Annotated in this window: 17 protein-coding genes; 13 read left to right on the forward strand and 4 right to left on the reverse strand. The window is 56.8% G+C overall.

The features are described from left to right. Positions 1 to 31: 31 nt before the first annotated feature. The 4 genes from dcuC to nrdD form a co-directional block, all read right to left on the reverse strand. Positions 32 to 1,294 carry a C4-dicarboxylate transporter DcuC gene (gene dcuC / locus NXF97_RS02605; RefSeq protein WP_274956370.1) on the reverse strand — a complete coding sequence of 421 codons (1,263 nt, stop codon included), beginning with the start codon at positions 1,292 to 1,294 and terminating at the stop codon, positions 32 to 34. Positions 1,295 to 1,327: 33 nt separating this feature from the next. Further along, positions 1,328 to 2,572 carry a peptidase T gene (pepT, locus tag NXF97_RS02610; protein ID WP_274956371.1) on the reverse strand — a complete coding sequence of 415 codons (1,245 nt, stop codon included), beginning with the start codon at positions 2,570 to 2,572 and terminating at the stop codon, positions 1,328 to 1,330. Positions 2,573 to 2,712: 140 nt separating this feature from the next. Continuing rightward, positions 2,713 to 3,189 carry an anaerobic ribonucleoside-triphosphate reductase activating protein gene (gene nrdG, locus NXF97_RS02615; protein ID WP_274956372.1) on the reverse strand — a complete coding sequence of 159 codons (477 nt, stop codon included), beginning with the start codon at positions 3,187 to 3,189 and terminating at the stop codon, positions 2,713 to 2,715. Positions 3,190 to 3,280: 91 nt separating this feature from the next. Then, entirely contained in the window at positions 3,281 to 5,440 is a 2,160-nt protein-coding gene (nrdD, locus tag NXF97_RS02620; protein WP_022373128.1) for an anaerobic ribonucleoside-triphosphate reductase, read from the reverse strand. A gap of 276 nt (positions 5,441 to 5,716) precedes the next feature. On the opposite strand from nrdD, the gene NXF97_RS02625 reads away from it, so the two are divergent. From NXF97_RS02625 to NXF97_RS02685, 13 genes are all read left to right on the forward strand, one after another. Continuing rightward, positions 5,717 to 6,871 (forward strand): DUF4143 domain-containing protein, encoded by a 1,155-nt coding sequence (locus NXF97_RS02625; RefSeq protein ID WP_274956373.1) that lies wholly within the window; start codon positions 5,717 to 5,719, stop codon positions 6,869 to 6,871. A 303-nt stretch (positions 6,872 to 7,174) separates the two neighbouring features. Beyond that, on the forward strand, positions 7,175 to 8,452 hold the full coding sequence (gene iscB, locus NXF97_RS02630; RefSeq protein WP_274956374.1) for an RNA-guided endonuclease IscB: 1,278 nt from the start codon (positions 7,175 to 7,177) through the stop codon (positions 8,450 to 8,452). 27 nt (positions 8,453 to 8,479) lie between these two features. Then, on the forward strand, positions 8,480 to 8,851 hold the full coding sequence (locus tag NXF97_RS02635; protein WP_274956375.1) for a hypothetical protein: 372 nt from the start codon (positions 8,480 to 8,482) through the stop codon (positions 8,849 to 8,851). A 70-nt stretch (positions 8,852 to 8,921) separates the two neighbouring features. Next, the gene (locus NXF97_RS02640; protein ID WP_274956376.1) at positions 8,922 to 9,302 is read left to right on the forward strand and encodes a hypothetical protein; all 381 of its coding nucleotides are present in this window, start codon (positions 8,922 to 8,924) and stop codon (positions 9,300 to 9,302) included. A 175-nt stretch (positions 9,303 to 9,477) separates the two neighbouring features. Continuing rightward, positions 9,478 to 10,896 (forward strand): heme anaerobic degradation radical SAM methyltransferase ChuW/HutW, encoded by a 1,419-nt coding sequence (gene hutW, locus NXF97_RS02645; RefSeq protein WP_274956377.1) that lies wholly within the window; start codon positions 9,478 to 9,480, stop codon positions 10,894 to 10,896. A gap of 164 nt (positions 10,897 to 11,060) precedes the next feature. Further along, complete coding sequence (locus NXF97_RS02650) at positions 11,061 to 13,175, forward strand: TonB-dependent receptor plug domain-containing protein (protein ID WP_274956378.1); 2,115 nt, start codon at positions 11,061 to 11,063, stop codon at positions 13,173 to 13,175. Positions 13,176 to 13,245: 70 nt separating this feature from the next. Then, positions 13,246 to 13,788: an MptD family putative ECF transporter S component gene (locus NXF97_RS02655; protein ID WP_022373295.1), complete on the forward strand. Its 543-nt coding sequence runs from the start codon at positions 13,246 to 13,248 to the stop codon at positions 13,786 to 13,788. Continuing rightward, complete coding sequence (locus tag NXF97_RS02660; RefSeq protein ID WP_274956379.1) at positions 13,769 to 14,557, forward strand: energy-coupling factor transporter transmembrane component T family protein; 789 nt, start codon at positions 13,769 to 13,771, stop codon at positions 14,555 to 14,557. The genes NXF97_RS02655 and NXF97_RS02660 overlap by 20 nt, the downstream gene beginning before the upstream one ends. A gap of 10 nt (positions 14,558 to 14,567) precedes the next feature. Beyond that, the gene (locus NXF97_RS02665; RefSeq protein ID WP_274956380.1) at positions 14,568 to 16,067 is read left to right on the forward strand and encodes an ABC transporter ATP-binding protein; all 1,500 of its coding nucleotides are present in this window, start codon (positions 14,568 to 14,570) and stop codon (positions 16,065 to 16,067) included. A gap of 19 nt (positions 16,068 to 16,086) precedes the next feature. After that, on the forward strand, positions 16,087 to 16,623 hold the full coding sequence (gene hutX / locus NXF97_RS02670) for a heme utilization cystosolic carrier protein HutX (protein WP_274956381.1): 537 nt from the start codon (positions 16,087 to 16,089) through the stop codon (positions 16,621 to 16,623). Between the two features lie 42 nt (positions 16,624 to 16,665). Further along, positions 16,666 to 17,178, forward strand: coding sequence for a flavodoxin family protein (locus NXF97_RS02675; protein ID WP_274956382.1), 513 nt, complete (start codon positions 16,666 to 16,668; stop codon positions 17,176 to 17,178). Positions 17,179 to 17,262: 84 nt separating this feature from the next. After that, positions 17,263 to 17,937 (forward strand): MotA/TolQ/ExbB proton channel family protein, encoded by a 675-nt coding sequence (locus NXF97_RS02680; RefSeq protein WP_022373300.1) that lies wholly within the window; start codon positions 17,263 to 17,265, stop codon positions 17,935 to 17,937. An 8-nt stretch (positions 17,938 to 17,945) separates the two neighbouring features. Beyond that, positions 17,946 to 18,374: an ExbD/TolR family protein gene (locus NXF97_RS02685; RefSeq protein ID WP_274956383.1), complete on the forward strand. Its 429-nt coding sequence runs from the start codon at positions 17,946 to 17,948 to the stop codon at positions 18,372 to 18,374. The last annotated feature ends 1 nt before the right edge of the window (position 18,375 follow it).

Consider the following 18,375-nt stretch of genomic DNA (forward strand, 5'->3'; position numbering starts at 1 on the left):
CTGGCTTTACAACCTGCCGCAAAAGTTGCGGCTACGTAAGGAAATACAGGCCGATCAGCATAATCACGGCTGCCGGGGCCGTACGCTTAATAAGTTCCATGGGGCTTACCATCGCAATGCCCGAAAGCACGATGATGCCGCCCGCCAGAGGCGAAGCCATACGGCCGAGACCGGCCGACATCATCGCGAGGTAGCCGAGCGAATCAATCGTCATGCCGAAGGACGGTGCGTGCGGCGTCACGGCTTCGTTAAAGGCAAAGGCCGCGGCGTCACCGGACCCGGTGAGAACACCGAGGATGAAGGGCCCGACGCTGCCGCCGATCTTGGCGACTTCGTTGGAGTTTTTCAGGAACTCAACAAAGAGGTCAATGACGCCTGCGGCACGCAGACCGGCCGCAAAAACGCCGGCGGCGATGATGATGCCGATGATGTTGGCGTAGCCTTTGCCCATGCCGTCAAAGAACTTCTTGATCGTGTCCTGGGGGTTGCTGCGGGTGATCGCAAGCGCGTAAATCATGCCCACGAGCATCGCGGTTGCGACCGAAATCTTCATCTGCGGCAGCCACAGCGACGTGCACACAAGGAGCACCACGGGAACGAGCGGCGCAACAGCGTAAAGGACGTTGGCGCGTTCCGGAAGTTCCGCGGCGGCCTCGGACTTGAGTTCGCCGAACCCTTCCTTACGGTAGTCGCCGTAAATCATGCAGATGACGGTCATCAGCACAATGGCGGCAATCGTAAGACCCAGTGTCATCATGCCGTGGTTGCCGATGAAGGTCATCACGTCGATACCCGCAAGCTTCGCAATGAAGGGGTTGTGCGAGACGCCCGGGTTAAAGTACGCGGGCATCAGGCACGCGCCCACGGCGGCAGCGGCCGTAGCCGGCCGAAAACCCGCGCGCACCATGATCGGGATGATCGTGGGACCCACGGACGCGCAAAGACCTGCCATTGAAGGAATGGCCGTTGCGATGACGCTCGTCACAGCCATACATGCGGGCAAAAGGAAAATCCCCATGCGCTTTAAGGGCTGCGTGAGAAGACGCACAAGGTGCGCATCGCACTTGGTGACCGAAATCACTGCGGCAAAACCCATGGCCGAGCAGATGGCGATGATGAGACTGCCGTTGGTCATGGACTTATCAAACTGCTTAAAAGCCATCATCGGGTCAAGGCTCAGAAGTGCCATCACCAGACCCGAAACCAAAAGCACCAGACGCGTTTCATAGCGCTTGATGAGGGCCCAGACCGTCACGCACACAACGACGACGGCCGCCCAAACTGTCCAACTCATAACTACCTCAAACTGAAAAAATTCAAATCAAACTCAGGCCTTGGCGGTGAGCTCAACGAGCTTTAACGTCACTTCAAGGCTCTTAACCCAGGAGCTCATCGGCATAAATTCGCACACGCTGTGGAAATTGTGCGCTCCGGTGAAGTAATTCGGGGTGGGAATACCCTGCGTGGAGATGTAAGAGCCGTCGGTGCCGCCGCGCATGGCAATCGTTTTCGCCTTCACACCCACTTCTTCGAGCGCCTTATACAAAAGGTCGATGCAGGAGCGGTTCTCAGGCGTCACGGCATCGGCGATGTTGCTGTAGACGTCTTCCTGGGTGTAGGAAATGACGGCGCGCGGGTGGCGCACTTTGAGAAATTCAACGGCCTGCTTGAGCAGCGCCTTTTTGGCTTCGTAACCGGCCTTACTGTGGTCGCGGATGTTGATGAGAAGCTTGGCCTGCGAGGGAGAAGCCGTGAGCGACTTCGGCAGAATAAAGCCTTCACGACCTTCCGTGAACTCAGGCATCGTGCCGCGGTCAAGCATATTGAGAAAATCGTGCACGACCATCACGGGGTTCACGAGAACGTTTTTCGAAGACATCGGGTGCGCGGACACACCTTCAACCGTGAGAAACGCACTTCCCGCATTAAACGTTTCCCAGACGACTTCGCCCAATTCGCAGCAGTCGATCGTGTAGGCAAAGTCCACGGGGAACTTCTTGAAATCAATCTTTTTGGAGCCCAAAAGGCCGATTTCTTCGTCCGGGACAAAACACACCCAGATGTCGCCGTGCGGACGGTTTTCACGGATCACGATATCCATGGCGGTCATAACGTTGGCAACCGCACTCTTGTCGTCCGCACCCAAAACGGTCGTACCGTCGGTGACCACCAGGTCGTCGCCCTTGTAGCGTTCGACTTCGGGGTGGTCCTTCACGCGCAGCCACACGTCTTTTTCTTTATTGAGGCAGATGTCGCCCCCTTTGTAGCCGCGGATCACCTGCGGATGAATGTCGCCGGACTTACCGATGTTGACGGTGTCCATGTGCGTGCACCAGCCCACTTTCGGGGCCTTCGTGCCCGCGGGCAGATTCGAAGGAAGCTTCCCGGTGACAACGGCGTACTCGGAAACCTCGACGTCAACAAAGCCCATGGTCTTCAATTCATCGGCCAGGAGCCGGGCAAGGTCAAACTCTTTGGGGTTACTCGGTACGGTGGCTGCCTTGGGGTCACTTTGCGTGGGGACCGCAACGTAACGCAGGAATCGTTCAAGCAGAGCTTCTTTCTGATCCATTTTTAATACCTTCTCAGATTTTTTCAGCTAAGCAAAAACCGCCGAAAGCACTTCTTCGGCGGCTTGGGGAATGAGTATTTTAGCCTAGTCAGAGTCTCGGGCTTTCATTAAAAACGCCGGAAAATCTGACCTGCATAGGCTCAGAGCGATTTAATGTTGAGGACACGCTGATTGGTGCTCCCGAACCACTGGCCCTGTTCCGTCACGCGCCGGCTCTCGATGTAGGGGCCGTCCACGAGCACGTCGCTCAGTGCAATGATCTGAGCGGCCTTTGTGTCCTTCATGAGTTTTTCGTAAGTTCTTCCCGACCAGATCCACACGGTCTTGGTGTCGCCGAACTTTGCGCGGAAGGCTTTTAAAAGCGCGAGCACCCCGTCCATGTTTTCCGCCTCAAAGGGATCGCCCCCCAGGACACTCAGACCGGACACAAAGGGATGCTCACAGTCTTTGAGCATCTTCGCAAGCATCGCCTCATCGAAAACCTTGCCCGCCTTAAAGTCCCAGGACTCGGGGTTAAAGCACCCCTTGCAGTGCAGCGTGCAGCCCGAAACAAAGACTGAGACACGCATGCCCGGGCCGTTGGCGGCGTCACAGTTTGTGTAACCGCAGTAATTCATATTGTTCTTTTCCAAAATGCGCGTGAGGCGCCGGCCAAACGTCCGGCGCCTCCCGTGTAACTCCCGTGTAAAACAGTAAGCTCAGTGCGCCTTACATACTCACGCGGTTCTGCCACTCGGCCTTCTTGCCGTCGTTAAAGCGGGTGTGGCCGTTCACATTACTGAAACCGAGGTAGCCGCACACACGCGAAATCACGGAAATATCCATGCTGCCGCAGTACGGACACTTCTGCTGCACGTTGGTGCTGTGGCGCCCGCAGGTGTTGCAGTAGGCGGAGTCAAAGTTCACACCCTGATAAAAGCCCATCTCCATGCCGCGGCGGACAATGGCTTGCACCGCCTGCGTGTTGTTGGGGTTATCGATGCGGCAGTAGATGATGTGGCCGCCCTCGCAGTCGTGGAAGTTCTTAAATTCCGCGTCCTGCTTTTCAAAGGGCGTGATGTCTTCGGTAACGTTCACATGGAAGCTGTTGGAGAAATACTCCGGCGAATAGTGCGGGGTATTCAAAAACACATTTTCCACGCCGCGTTCACGGCAGAAGCGGTCGTACTGCTTGGCCTGCGTGTAGCAGAGACTTTCGGCGGGCGTACCGTAGATGGCGTACAGATACCCGTCTTCCTTCTTAAACTGACCGATTTTCTCCTTCATGTGCTTTAAGACCTGATTGGAGAAGACGCCGCCCTCTTCAATGAGACGCTTGCCGGTCCAAAGGTACGTGGATTCGTCCAGAGCCGTAATGCCGAAACTTGCGGTCATGTAGCGCACCAGATCCCCCACTTCGTCATCGGGATCCTTGGTGCCCTCGTAAAAGCCGCCCTGCGTAAAGGCCAGGGGATTGGAGGAGCACTTCTGATGGCGCAGTGCGTCGTAGCGCTTCTTTAAGAATTCGCGGATCACCTCAAGCCGTTCATCGAGAACCTCCCAGAACTTCGTCTGCCAGGTCTTCGGATGCTCAAGCTGCACGAGTTTGATGATTAACGGGAGGTTCAGCGACACCGCACCGATGTTGCAGCGGCCCACCGAAACGTACTTGCCGTTTTCATCGTGCCACTCGGAAAGGTAGGCGCGGCAGCCCATGCCGCTTACCACAATCCCGTACTTTTGAAACTGCCGTGAGACGTCACCGTACTTGCTGCTTAACGACAGATAGTCCGGGTACATGCACTGACACGACGTCTTCACCGCCTCGTCAAAAAGTTTCTTGGACCAGGGGTCCGCGTCGATCTGCTTCTGATCGTAGAGGAAACTCAGCTTCGGAAAGACCACCGGCTGATGGTTTGGCCCGTGCCCTTCACGGCGCGTCACGAGAATGGAGCGGCCGATTTCAAAGAGCCAGTCGCGGTCTTCTTCGGAAAGTTTCGGATCCCACTGGCCGAACGTAATCGTCGTAAAGGCGAAGTCGCCGCGCGAGCAGGGAACGGTGTTGAGTTTGTGTTCAAGCGACTGAAAGCCCTGTTCGATCTCCCGCAGCGTGTCCTTGCGGGCAATGGCTTTGGCCTTTTCTTCCGGGAGCCCGCACTCTTCGGTGTACTTCTTCACAAACGCCGCGTAGGTCTTTTTGACGTAGGGAAGCAATACCTTATCGAGTTCAGGAAGTGAAAAGCCCCCGAACTGCTGCGCTGTTGCCACAAGCGTCACGTCACCGATCACCTGCAGGGCGCTTAAAACGGTCTTGGGTTCGGTGTAGCGGACATTACTCATTTCGAAACCGCCCTTGAGGAGGTTTCCGATGTCAAAAAGGCAGCAGTTGATCGACCCCAGGATCATGTCGCGCATGTCGTGGATATAGATGTCGCCGCGGTCGATGAGCGTTTTTTCGGTCTTGGAAAGATAAAACTGACGGTAAAGTTCCTTGGTAAGGTAACCCTTGATGAGGCTGCCCTTCGTACTCACCAGAGAACTGTCGAAGTTTGCGTTTTCGCGGTCCCCGAGGCGCAGCACATCATCGGCGTCCTGCCGCAGCTGCTCAAAGGTCTTTGCGTAATTGCTGCGGTAGTAGCGGTATTCGGCGTAGCTGTCGGCGACATCCTTAAAGCCGAAGCTGCTCAAAACGGCGATCACGAGTTCATGCAGCGTCGCAACACTGACTTTGTCTTCGTGTTCGGAGCGCTTGCGCACGGTCTCGGCCATCGATTCAAGGGTTTCCGCATCAAGCTTTCGGTCACAGCGGAAAGCCGCCTTCTGAATGGCGCTGATGATCTTGGCCGGGAAGAAATCCTCGAGGCTGCCGTCCTTCTTCAATACCTGCATTTTCATCCTTTGGCTTTTTAGTTCTGACACAAGATGTTGATGCTACACCACCTTCAACAAACTACCAATAGATTTACAATTCGAATTCTGAAACAAGTCTTAATCCGCGGAAAACGCCCCCTCATGCCTTGTTGCAGCAGGAAGTTTCGGCCGTCACGGGAATTTGACCGGACAGGCGAAGTGCAGTACTTTTAGGGCCCTGAAGGTTTAGCCTCACTCATAGAATTTTTTTCTTGACACGCCATGGAAGCGACAGAAATCCGCTCTGCACGACCGATGCCGGAGATGATTCTCCGGATCACCGAGACCGGTCGGGAAATCACTGATACACCGGAGGCGCCCGCCAACCGTGTGGATCTTGCCGACATCCGTGCCTGGCGGTTTTTCAGGGCGTCTCCCGCTGAATTTCTTGAGCAGTACGGGCGTGACTTCTGCATCGACCATATCCATGCGGCCTTTGAGGTGCTCACGGAAGCCGTAAAGCACCTTGATCTCTGGCATACCCGCAACCTCACGCTTTCAGGCCACATCGGAAGCCGCAGGCTGACGGCGCTCAGAAAGACCTGTGATCAGCGCGGCATCAGACTGACGGTGACTTATCTCACGGCGCCCCGGGCCCTTACGTTTGACGCGGCCGACGCGTCATTGCGACATGCGGGATCCTGCGGTACGGCGCTTCTGACGGCCGGCATCGGCTCAGACAGCCCCTTGCGCGCCACGCCCTCGGTGTACTGGAGCGCCTGGTTTCACCGCTTCTTTTATGACGAGGTGCTGCCGGTACTGCGGGTGCGGGATCCGGGGACGTTTTTCAGTTATCTCAAAGTCCTCTCGGACTACACCGCCCGCGGCATGAACTGGGCCGGAATCGGCACGCGCTGCGGGATTTCAGGGCCCTGCGCGCGCGACTGGTGCCGGTTTCTTGTGGACTGCGGTGTGGTGGAACTCGTCGAAGCTGCCTCCGCTCCGGCACCGCGCCGCGCCAAGATGCGCCCGAAACTTTTCTGGAATACGCCGGGCCTTGCGGTCTGGTTTTCCGATACGGCCGGGCACCTTACGCCGGAACTCAAAAATGCACTCATTGAAAACTGCGTGTACCTGGCACTGAAAGACGCCTTTCCCGGAGCAGCGTTTTCGCACTTTCTCGACACCAACGCCGTCACGTGCCCCCTGATGATGAAGAAGCCCGGCGAAAACTTCACGGCTTTTTACTTTCCGAAAGACGCACTTGAAGCTCAAACAGCCCTCAGGCACCACAAGTCAATTGTGAAGGCGGGCATTGCCGGCGGCACGCCGCGCTTTGTTTTTGAGGGAGATGCGGCCCCTGCGGACATCGCGCCGATTGCCGTACCCGGTGCCGTACAATGCCTGCATATCCTGCCTCTCCTGCAAGTTTCTCCAACCGTCAGTTCTTCGGTTCCTTCCAATGCTTAACAAGCAGGCGATGGGCTAATGTCAACTACCCCTGACTGAAGTCAAAGGCTTGGCAACAAGTCTTGGTTGACTAGCCTCAGTCCGTTTTCGGACGGACTCCGTTGGCTGGGAATCCGTTCCGTCGCAAGACGGGACGCAAACAGGCACCGCGGGATGTCGATCCTAGTCCCGCGCTCTGCGGTCTGCGGTTAAAAGCTCTGAGAGGTAGGAGCGGTGCTTCAGACAACAAACCCCTTCCAACATTGGCGAAGGATCAGCACCGACCGCAAGGTCGAGCAGACGGAGCCCGTGAGGTATCCGTCAATGGAGAACACTTTGAAAGTTTTTGTGTTGAATATGCGCGGGCAACCGCTCATGCCGTGCTCCCCGCCCAAGGCGCGTAAGCTGCTTCGGGCCGGGAAGGCCGTGCCTGTGCGCCGAACGCCCTTTGTGATTCAACTGACGGTGCCGACGGGCGAAACCAAGCAGCCGATCACCTTGGGTGTGGATGCGGGCTACAAGCACGTCGGCCTGAGCGCAACGACCGCCAAGGAAGAGTTGTTGGCTTCCGAGGTCGAACTGCGGCAGGACGTGACGGGCTTGCTCTCGGATCGCTTGGCACTTCGCCGCGCCCGACGCAACCGCAAGACGCGCTACCGTGCGCCGCGTTTTGACAATCGCGTTCGATCAAAGCACAAGGGTTGGCTTGCGCCGTCCGTGGAGAACCGCATTCAGGCGCACATATCGCGCATTGAAGCGGTTTGCCGAGTGCTTCCGATCACCAAAATCGTGATTGAACCCGCATCCTTCGACATTCAGAAGATCAAAAACCCAGAGATTGAAGGCGAAGGCTATCAGCAGGGCGAGCAGCTCGGATTCTGGAACGTGCGCGAGTACGTTCTTTTCCGCGACGGTCACGTTTGCCAAGCCTGCAAAGGCAGATCGAAAGATCTGATTCTCAACGTGCATCACATTGAGAGTCGGAAAACGGGAGGCGACGCGCCGGGCAACCTCATCACACTGTGCGAGGCGTGCCACAAGGCGTATCACGCAGGCAAGTTGAAGCAGTTCAGTCCCCGGCGCGGCGCTTCTTTCAGGGCAGAGACTTTCATGGGCCTCATGCGTTGGACGGTGCTCAACCGCCTGCGCGAGCGCCATCCCGAATTGCCTGTCACGAATGCCTACGGGTATCTGACCAAACACAAGCGCATCGTCGCGGGCTTGCCGAAGACGCATTGCGCGGACGCTTTCTGCATTGCCGGCGTCCTCGACGCAAAACGTCGGGGCGAATACCTGTTTCAGAAACAGACGCGCCGCCACAATCGCCAGATCCACAAGCTGACGATTCTCAAAGGCGGTGTGCGCAAGCGCCATCAGGCTCCGTACCTAGTGCACGGCTTCAGGCTCTTTGACAAGGTGCTGTGCAAAGGGAAAATCGGCTTTATTATTGGCAGACGCTCCTCGGGTGCATTCGATGTGCGCCGTCTGAACGGTACAAAGATTTCTGCCGGTATTTCCTACAAGAAACTTTCGCTTCTTGAGAAGCGAAAGATGTTTTTAACTGAACTGAGAAAGGAGGGCCGCGATTCCTCCCGCGTCTGAAGACGCGGGTTTCCTCGCGGAATTTCTATGACAAAAGCAGTTTTGGCTTTATGCCTTGCAGCAGCCGCACTTTCGGGTTGCGCCGATCTTTCCGGGCGCTCCGCTCTCTACGATCAGCGGGAAGAAAAACTCTCCAACGTGATGGGCGACACCTGGCAGTTTTATGCCGTCTGGCCCTGGGAAGACATGGCAATCCGCGTGCGTGAGTATGTAAACGACTATGCGCAGGATTACTGTCAGAAAAGCGACAAGAGTGCGCAGCCTCTTGATGCCGTAAGCCAAAAGCGTGACGGAAAACCGGGCTCGGAGGCTGTCATTGTTTTCCGCTGTGTTTCAACGCTTCCCAATCCGAACCCGGGTTTCTTTGAAGACAAGGATCCGAATCCGGACGCGAAGTAACGCCTCCTTATAATGAGCGGCGTACGGTTCAGAACCGTTTTTAAGAGCTAGAGCTTTACAGCCATACACTATGTCCGTTTCCGACTGGATCAATTTCGCGGCACTCGCAAACATCATCGTCTTTCTGTGGGTTTTCCGTCAGATGCTCACGCAGGAAGAACGCGTGACGGCACTGCGTGACGCCCTGCGCCTGCGCCCGGGGCACCTGCTGATGAAGCTTTGGTGGTGCTCTTTTCTGCTCTGTCTTTCCTACCGGCTCGGTGCCGGCAGTGAAGCGACCGTTCAGGCACTCGCCTACGGGATCTTCCCCACTCTGCTTGCCGCACTGCTTCTGATTGATCTCGCGGAAATGAAGGTGAAAAGCTACACCGAGAAGCTGCAGGGCGAATTTAAGCGGGCCCGCCGCAGAAGCCGGCAGGCCGTAAAGACTGCTGAAAAGGACAGCGATTAGCATCCTTCAGAAACCGCACAACCGTGCGGTTTTTTATTCCCCGGAAATATCGCATTGACAGTTTTCTGATGCCATGCTTAAAATCGCCGTTGTTTGAGTTATCATACATTGCGAATGATTCTTATTTAGGTTCTCATTTGCATACAATCACAGAAAACACAGAGGCAATTGAGTAATGCATCCCTCTTCCATTCCCAAAAGCGCCAATCAGGATACGTTTGAGTCCGGCGCCCGCGCCATGACAGAGGCCGTCAATGCGGGCGGCATTTCGGCTTACTTTGCCGACAGTGCCGATCCCCTGCACGCGGCGTTTAAGGCCAAAGCCGTGATTCATTCGGGACCGGGCGGCATGCCCCTGATGGGAGAAGCCGCACAAAAGCGCCTCTCTGAACTCTGGGAAGAGCCGCGAAGCGGCAAGGGGCTAGCCTACTTTCACGTCCCTTTCTGTGAAACCCGCTGCCTTTACTGCCTCTTTTATCAGAATCCCTTCAAGGAAGACGCAAGCCGCGAATACGCTCGGCGCCTGATTCGTGAGATTGAGCTCTGGAGCGACAGGGCCGCACAGAATTCGGGGCTGATTCACGCGGTTTACTTCGGAGGCGGCACGCCCACGGCGCTGCTCCCTGAGGATCTGAAGGCGGTGATTAAAGCCGTGCACGAACACCTGCCGCTTGCAAACGACTGCGAAATCACGCTTGAAGGCCGCATTCACCACTTTGAAGACGCCAAGATGGAAGCGGCGCTTGCGGGCGGCGTCAACCGCTTCAGTCTGGGCGTTCAGACTTTTAACAGTCAGGTGCGACAGTCCGTGCAGCGCATGGACGGCCGTGATGCCCTCATCAGCCGGCTTGAAAAGCTCTGCTCCTATGATAACGCCGCCGTTGTCATTGACCTCATTTACGGTTTTCCGGGCCAGACAATGGAAGTCTGGGAAGACGACCTTGCCACCGCGATGACGCTGCCCCTTGACGGCGTTGACTGCTATCAGTTAAATGTTTTTGAAAAGTCGCCTCTTGCGAAATACATCGCCAACGGCAAACTCCCGGCGGCAGCGGACACGGCGCAGAAAGCCGACATGTTTGCCAAATCCGTTGAAGTCCTCACGGCGCATCAGTGGCACCGGCTTTCCAACAACCACTGGCGGCAGACAAACCGCGAACGCAACATCTATAACGAACTCGGTAAAAGCGCCTGCGACTGCCTTGCGTTCGGCTGCGGTGCGGGCGGCCGTCTGAAGGGCTACGGCTTCATGATGAACCGAAGCCTTGCCGACTGGAGCGCAGGTGTTGACGCCGGGCTCAAACCCGTGATGGTGATGACGGCCCCGGGTCCGAACTGGGCACTGCTGAGAACCGTTTCTTCCGACATGGAGTCCGGTGCCATCAACCTCCCGCGCATCAGTGAGCGTTTCGGCGTTGACGTTGATGCGCTTACCCGGGAAGTGACGTCGCAGTGGGAAGAGGCAGGCCTTGTTACACGCACGGGCGACTGGCTTGTTCAGACCGTGGCCGGCCAGTTCTGGCACGTGACCCTTGCGCAGCTTCTCGTTGATCTGATCGGCAAAGCGCTCAGAAAAGAAGCAATGGCCGCATAAACCTTTTTTCAAAACGTCCGTCTTGGGCTTAAAGCCTCCCCAAGGTTTGAAGCCGACCTGAAGCCCGCCTGAGCAGGGTGACAAAACGCTCACAACCGTCAGTTTCCTGACCGCGAAAAAGGAGGCGGCCGGACTGACTCTGACTGAGTAACCAAGGAAACACCATGAAGTACAGCAACCTCACCCTCACGGCCGCTGCCGTCACCGCAGCGCTTGCCGTCGGCACAACGGCTCAGGCGCAGGACGCAGACACCGTCACCACGGAAAACGTGAAGGTGACCGCAAGCCGCGTCGAGCAGGAACTGATGGACGTCAATATGTCGGTCTCCGTCATCACGGCCGAAGATATTGCGAAGTCAGACGCACGAACCGTAGGCGACCTTTTAAAAGACGTCCCGGGCGTACGCATCAACAATGACGGCGGTCAAGGCATGAAGCGCATCAAGGTGCGCGGCGAAGACACCTTCCGCACCCTGGTGATGATTGACGGGCAAAAGATTGCCGAACACAAATCGATGTCGGGCTCTCCCATGCTCATCGACCCCGCAATGATCGAACGCATTGAAGTCATCAAGGGGCCGGCTTCCGTCCTGTACGGTTCTGACGCAATCGGCGGCGCCGTGAACATCATCACCAAAAAAGGCGGCTCAAAGCCCTTTGAAGCCGGAGTTTCCGCAGGACTCGATAATTCCTCCAACGGGGTTTCGGCCTCCGCCTATGTTGCCGGTAACATCGACGGCTGGAAATACCGATTGGGCGTTGCGCATGAAAAGGGCGATGACCTGAGAACACCCGCAGGCGACATGACCAGCACCGGGTTTAAATCCGCCGGCGTCAACGGTTTTCTTTCCTACGATATCGATGAAAACAAGACGGTGGGCCTCACGCTTGATCACTTTGACATGGAATTCATGTCGGGAAGCGCCATGCCCGGCTACGAAGATTTCTTAGTGGACGTTCCGGAATGGAAGCGTGACAAGGTCGGGCTTTTTGCCGATTTCAGAAACCTCGGTGAGTACCTCTCCCGCATAAGAGCCGACGTGTTCTACCAGAAGAGCACCAAAAACATGCTCAACCACGTTGCAGGCTCCGACATGCCGTTTACGGTTGACAACTATGCAGACAATGAAACCGATCAGTACGGCTTCTCCCTTCAGTCGGACTGGCAGCTCGGCGAATCCAATTATCTGGTGGCGGGTTACGAATACAACCGTGATGAGCTCAAGGCCACCAGCAACACCATCAGCACTCTCGGACGTATGGGCGCGCTGATGATGAAGCTCCCTGCCGGCTCGCTTTATTACAACAATGACGGCGTCTACAACGGCAGCATGCAGACGCATGCCCTCTTCGCCTCAATGGAAACGACGCTGCCCGCCGATTTCACACTCAACTATGGTGCCCGTTACACCTATGTCAAAACCGACATGGATGATGCCTACAGCGTGAAGAAATACGCTCTCGGAAAGAATGCCGGAAACCCGGGTACAAAAACGGACACAGCCGGCAATCAAAGTGATGACCGTGTGATTTTCAACGCCGGCATCACCTGGACGGGTATTGAAGACCTGACGCTGCGCGCTTTATGGAGTCAGGGCTTCCGCGCGCCGCTTCTGCAGGAACGCTATATCCCCACGTCGATGGGCTCTTCGATGGGGATGACCTACGGCAATCCGGATCTTGATCCCGAAACAAGCGACAACTTTGAAATCGGCGCCCGCTTTATCCGCGGCGGCCTGATGGTCGATACGGCAGCATTTCTCTCGCTTGCCGATGACTACATCGCCGCTGTCGCGGACGGTCCCGTCAACAAACGTTACGCCAACATTGCCAAAGCGAAAACCTTCGGCGTTGAGCTTTCTGCCGCCTACCGCATCGGCCTGACCGGTTTTGAACCGTATGCCAACGTCACGTGGATCCGCCGCCAGTACGACAACGGTGTGGGCTTTAAGACCTATGACACGGCAACACCCGAAATCGTGGCGCGCTACGGCGTGCGCTGGACGGGGTCCTACGATGCACTCGCACTGCGCACGGATCTTTACGCACACAGCCAGACTGCCACAAAGTATGACGACGGGGTCGCCGGGAGCTCTTCAGCTTACCGCCTGGGCGGCGCCACGACCTTAAACCTCACGGCAGGCGTCTGCTTCGGGCCTCAGAAGCAGTACTCGCTGGATGCAGGTCTCTACAACATCTTTGACAAGAAGTACCAGGACAATCAGTCGATTTATGAACCGGCCCGTTACTTCAGTCTGAAGATGAACGCCCGCTTCTGATGAAACATTCCCCCGGGCGGCACTCAGGGAGTCTGCCGCCCGGTGGATCACCCACAAAGAAACAAGGAACATGACAAGTCTTAAAAAACGCTACTGGGAGTCAAGGGAGCTCGTCTTAATCGGCGTCTTTGCCGCAGCCGCAAAGCTCTCAAGTCTTCTGATTGCGCTTGCGGGCGGCGGGATGAATCCCGTGTCGCTTGTGGCGAAAAACCTCGTCTTCACAACGCTTTTGATCGTGCTTCTCACAAAGATTCCGAAAGCAGGAACGCTGTTGCTTTTTACGGCCGTGAGCATGATCGTAAGCGTATGCCTCATGGGCGGAAGTCTCACGCTGCTGCCTGCAGCGCTCCTCGGTGCCTTAGTCGGCGAACTTTTTGTGAAACTCACCGGGGGCGCAGCCACTGCCTGGGCGCCCTGGGTCGCGGCGGGTATGTTTGACGTCACCGGAAAAGGCGCGTCACTGATCGTCTCGTACCTCTTTTTGCGGGAAAGCCCGCAGCTGATGTCAGTCATCATCCCGATTGTGCTTTTGGGCTACGCCGGAAGCCTCGCGGGTCTTTGGTTCGGTTGGAAAACGGTCGGAGAATTAAGACATGCGGGATTTGTTCGCTAAAGCGGCGGCTGATGAAACGAACCTGATGCGAAGGCTTGACGCACGCACAAAGCTCGCGGTGACCTTGGTGACCGCGGTTCTTACGGTTGCGGCTTCCGGCCTTATCGGGCAGCTCGCCATATTTGCCGCAACACTTGTCTACGCGCTTTTAATCCGCCGTCCGGGACTTCTGGCCGTTCTTTACGGCGTGATGGCCGTGACAATGGGTGTGGCCGTTTTGTGCGGCGCAGCCCTCGGGGAAATCTTTCCGGCAATGGGCGGCATTTCCGTAAAGTCACTCATCATCCCGTTTCTGCGCGGCCTCTCGATGATGAACGTGGTGATGGTTCTCGCGCTCACAACGCATATAGAGGATCTGATGGCAACGCTTGAGCGTATCCGTCTCCCCTTTTACATCTTTCTGCCGGTCACCGTGATGCTGCGCTTTATCCCGACCTTCACCAATGACATCAAGCAGGTCTGGGAAACGCTCAGGATCAAAGGCTGGCCCCTGGGGCCGGCGATGCTCACGGTGCAGCCCGTGCTTTCGGCGCGCCTCATTCTCGCGCCTGTGCTTTTCCGGGCGCTCAAGTCCTCTGAAACGCTCGGGGTAGCCTCAGAACTCAAGGGCCTCGGCACCCGCAGCCGCACGATGCGCAGTGACGGGCAGACAATGACCAGTCTTGACGCCCGGATTCTCGCGGCAACCGTCATTGCCGCAGCGGCCGTCATCCTCTGCGAAATCTTTTTGAGGCACGTGCTCGCGGGCACGGGCCCGGTGATCCGGTAAGGAGTGAAAGATGATCACCTTTGATAACGTCACCTACCGCTACGCCAACACCGATCACGATGCGGTCCGAAACATTTCCTTTACCGTCAAACTCGGGGAACTCAAGATCGTCACGGGGGCTTCGGGGTGCGGAAAAACGACGCTCATGCGGCTGACCAACGGCCTTGCGCCTCAGGTTTACGGCGGCACGGTCACCGGGAGCGTGACAGTCGCCGGGAAAAACGTCTCGCAGACACCGGTTGCCGAACTCGCCGAAGACATCGGAACCCTTTTTCAGGATCCGGAAGAGCAGTTTTTCGCGTTAAACGTGGGAAATGAAATCGCGTTTGCTTTGCGCAGCCGCGGCGTTCCCGCCGACGCTATCACTGAGCGCGTTGACGCAGCCGCCCGCCGTGTGGGTATCGAAAGTCTTGTAAAGCAGGACATTCATGCGCTTTCCGAGGGCCAGAAGCAGAAGGTTGGCTTAGCCGACATTCTGGCTCTCGGCCCCAAGGTCCTCATTCTTGACGAACCGAGCGCCAACCTCGATCCGGAAGCAACCGCTGCGCTCGCGCAGACCCTCATTGAACTCAAGCACCAGGGTTGCGCAATTCTCGTGGTGGACCACCGCCTCTACTGGCTCAGGGATGCCGCCGATGCCGTTATCATCATGCAAAAGGGCGAAATCCGGGAAACGGGGCCCTACTCCATTCTCAGCGACCCCTTGCTCCGAAGCCGTCTCGGGTTACGTAAGGACGTGGTGGAAGACGCGCGCGTGACGCTGCCCCGGGTAGCGGTCACAAGGGAAGTTGCTCCCAAAACAGCGGACGCCGTCTTCAGTGCTGAAGACCTTGACTTTGCCTACGTGCCGGAAAAGCCGATTTTTAAAAACGTGAGCTTTGCCGTGAAGCCCGGCATCACGGCTTTAATCGGAAAAAACGGCGCTGGAAAAACGACGCTTGCCCGCATTCTCACGGGGCTTAACACCCCGCAGCACGGACGCTTTACGCTCTCAGGCCGTGACCTCTCAGGCGACAAAGGCGCTCTGATGCCTCACACTGGACTTGTGCTTCAGAACGCCGACCATCAGCTTCAGATGAGGACAGTCCTTGAAGAAATCGAAAGCGCGGTGGCCGCTCAGAAAACAAGCCTCATGCGCCGGAAAGGCGGGTGGCTTGCACGCTTTAAAAAGGCGCATCTTACGGAAGCTGACAAAGCCTTTGCCCGCGAAATTCTCGAAAGCCTCAACCTCACGCATTTGGCCCTCCGTCACCCTCAGAGCCTCTCCGGCGGCGAAAAGCAGCGCACCGTCATTGCCTGTGCGCTCGCGAAAAAACCGGGGATTCTCATTCTGGACGAACCGACGAGCGGCCTGGACGGCGCCAACATGCAGGCAATTGCCGGGCTTCTTAAAAAAGAAGCCGAAAAAGGCCGCGCCGTTTTTCTCATCACCCATGACCTGGAACTGCTTGCCTGCTGCGACAGAGCGCTAGACATGGCAATGCTTCAGGACCAACCCGTTCACTCTTAAAAACCAACAGGAGTCAGCCATGACTGAAAAAATTGCCGCAACCCACGAAGAAGCCGCAAAGATCGAAGAACTCATGAAGGCACCTTTTCCCGTGACGCTTGCCACGGTCGCAAAAGCCCTTAACACCACGGAACTTGCGTCGGCACAGAAAATGCCCGACGACGCCGTCGCCTTTGTCACGGGTAGCATCGCAGAGCGCTTTGAGGCGCTCTGGGCGGAACTTGCCTCCTGGCAGAAGGTGACGCTTTTTATTGTCCACGCCGGTCACGTCTTTGAGATTCAGACCAAACTTTCCACCGGCAAGTGCGCCCGCGGCTACTACAACATCCTGCAGAAAGACGCCGTTGCCGGAGGCCACATCAAGTACGAAGACATCGCGGCCGCCGCATTTGTCACAATGCCCTTTATGGGACGAGAATCGCATTCCGTGCAGTTCTTCTCCAATGACGGATCCGTGGCGTTTTCTGTCTATGTCGGACGCGAAAACCATCAGCTTATCGATAGTGTTGTCGAAGCCTTTCATAAGGCCAAGGCCGCTTTCTGCTTTGGTTCCTGACTGACAGGACACTCTGCGAAGTTACCAAAGGAATACGTAAGAATGACAAACGAAGCAAAAGCGCTTGTTGTGGTTTCAAGCGTCACGGGCAACACCCGCATCGTCGGGCATTGGCTCGCAGACGCCTATGCCGCGGGCGTTCTCTATACGCCGGAGACGGCCCCCTCTGATCTCACGGGCTTCAGCACCGTGCTTCTGGGTTTTTGGTGCGACAAGGGGGATGCGCCCGAAGACATGAAGGCCTTTGCCGCGCGTGTGACCGGTAAAACCATCGGGACCTTCATCACGATGGGCGCTGAACCCGAAGACCCGAGGGCGCTGGCCTGGGCCAAAAAAGTCTCCGGTGAAGTCGCCGCGCTGGGCAAAAGCAACACGCTCAAAGCAACGTTTCTGTGCCAGGGCCGCATCGACTCAGAGGTTTTTGACCGCATGACGCAGATGATGGGCGGCAAGGTGACGCCCGAGCGTGAGGCACGCCGCAAGGCCGCGGACACCCATCCGGACAGAAGTGATCTGGCGCGCGCCGCCGAAGCGATGGCACCCCTTTTTGCCTGACAGCGCCCACTGACGGCCAAGCGGAAAAGTTTCGCGTTTTCTGCCGGGCCGTCCCTTATTCCGTCATTTACCTTGAGAAGTACCATGGAAGTTTCCGTCGCGGGCTTTGATGCCCTCTACCGCCTGATCGGCCCTGCGGGCCTTGCGCTTTGCGTTGTGGCGCTTTTTGCGCTCTACGTGGGCCTGTGGCAGCTCTTTTACATGTCCGCCGTGTGGCGTAACTTCAAGCATGACTTTCTGGATCTGGAAAAAGGCCGCGACCGCTGTCTGCGTGACATTGATCCCAACCGCGCCAACCCCCTGATCCGCATCATCTACGACATCGTCTCCACCCACTCGCATCACTCCGATGACATCCGTGCCGAGGTGGGATATCTCTTTTACCGCAACTTTAAGCGTGTCAGTAACGGCCTTTGCTGGTTAAAACTCATCGCTGTCATCTCCCCGCTTCTGGGACTTCTCGGCACCGTCTGGGGGATGGTGGACGTTTTCCGCAGCATGAGTGACGTGACACAGGCGAACGCCTCGGTCCTGGCTTCCGGCATCTGGTCTGCGCTCATCACCACGATCATGGGACTGACGATCGCGATTCCCGTACTGATGTGCTACTACTACCTCATGCTCAAGTTCCGGGGCTTTCACATTGAGGCGATCGAACACAGCTACCGCGCGCTTGAAGTCTGCCGGCGCCTTCACCTCGGGCAGCACGCCGCAGGACAGGAAACGGCTGAGGGCACCTGTCCCGTCTGCCGTTCGTGAGGTGCGCCATGGGCCCGAACCTCTTTGACAACTTCGAGGAAGAGCCGCAGATCGATCTCACGCCCCTGATTGACTGTCTCTTCATGCTCATCATCTTTTTCGTTCTGACGATGAGCTTTTCCCGCCCGGTACTGGAAATCATTCTGCCGGAAGCCAAAAATGCCGAAGAGCACGCTGAGCGTAACGAACTCGTTCTTTCGGTGAAGGCTGACGGCAGCCTCTGGCTCGGCGATGAAAAAACCGATCTCAAGGGACTTGCCGCAGCACTTGACGCGGATCCTGAGAATCTTCTCAACATCTTTATGGACGAGAAGGCACCGTTTGCAAGTTTCGTGTCGGTTTTGGATCTTGCGAAGGTCAAGCGCTCCGGGCGCTTTGTGATCAGTACGCGCGAGCCCGGCGACATCACCGGAAGCTCCGACAAGGAGCTACAGTGAC

The sequence above is a fragment of the Duodenibacillus massiliensis genome, from assembly GCF_928721995.1.
GTDB lineage: Bacteria > Pseudomonadota > Gammaproteobacteria > Burkholderiales > Burkholderiaceae_F > Duodenibacillus > Duodenibacillus massiliensis.

Excerpts from the sequence above, each read along its gene's own strand:
- dcuC (WP_274956370.1), bottom strand. The coding sequence starts at position 1,294 with ATGAGTTGGACAGTTTGGGCGGCCGTCGTCGTTGTGTGCGTGACGGTC.
- pepT (WP_274956371.1), bottom strand. The coding sequence starts at position 2,572 with ATGGATCAGAAAGAAGCTCTGCTTGAACGATTCCTGCGTTACGTTGCG.
- nrdG (WP_274956372.1), bottom strand. The coding sequence starts at position 3,189 with ATGAATTACTGCGGTTACACAAACTGTGACGCCGCCAACGGCCCGGGC.
- nrdD (WP_022373128.1), bottom strand. The coding sequence starts at position 5,440 with ATGCAGGTATTGAAGAAGGACGGCAGCCTCGAGGATTTCTTCCCGGCC.
- NXF97_RS02625 (WP_274956373.1), top strand. The coding sequence starts at position 5,717 with ATGCCGGAGATGATTCTCCGGATCACCGAGACCGGTCGGGAAATCACT.
- iscB (WP_274956374.1), top strand. The coding sequence starts at position 7,175 with ATGGAGAACACTTTGAAAGTTTTTGTGTTGAATATGCGCGGGCAACCG.
- NXF97_RS02635 (WP_274956375.1), top strand. The coding sequence starts at position 8,480 with ATGACAAAAGCAGTTTTGGCTTTATGCCTTGCAGCAGCCGCACTTTCG.
- NXF97_RS02640 (WP_274956376.1), top strand. The coding sequence starts at position 8,922 with ATGTCCGTTTCCGACTGGATCAATTTCGCGGCACTCGCAAACATCATC.
- hutW (WP_274956377.1), top strand. The coding sequence starts at position 9,478 with ATGCATCCCTCTTCCATTCCCAAAAGCGCCAATCAGGATACGTTTGAG.
- NXF97_RS02650 (WP_274956378.1), top strand. The coding sequence starts at position 11,061 with ATGAAGTACAGCAACCTCACCCTCACGGCCGCTGCCGTCACCGCAGCG.
- NXF97_RS02655 (WP_022373295.1), top strand. The coding sequence starts at position 13,246 with ATGACAAGTCTTAAAAAACGCTACTGGGAGTCAAGGGAGCTCGTCTTA.
- NXF97_RS02660 (WP_274956379.1), top strand. The coding sequence starts at position 13,769 with ATGCGGGATTTGTTCGCTAAAGCGGCGGCTGATGAAACGAACCTGATG.
- NXF97_RS02665 (WP_274956380.1), top strand. The coding sequence starts at position 14,568 with ATGATCACCTTTGATAACGTCACCTACCGCTACGCCAACACCGATCAC.
- hutX (WP_274956381.1), top strand. The coding sequence starts at position 16,087 with ATGACTGAAAAAATTGCCGCAACCCACGAAGAAGCCGCAAAGATCGAA.
- NXF97_RS02675 (WP_274956382.1), top strand. The coding sequence starts at position 16,666 with ATGACAAACGAAGCAAAAGCGCTTGTTGTGGTTTCAAGCGTCACGGGC.
- NXF97_RS02680 (WP_022373300.1), top strand. The coding sequence starts at position 17,263 with ATGGAAGTTTCCGTCGCGGGCTTTGATGCCCTCTACCGCCTGATCGGC.
- NXF97_RS02685 (WP_274956383.1), top strand. The coding sequence starts at position 17,946 with ATGGGCCCGAACCTCTTTGACAACTTCGAGGAAGAGCCGCAGATCGAT.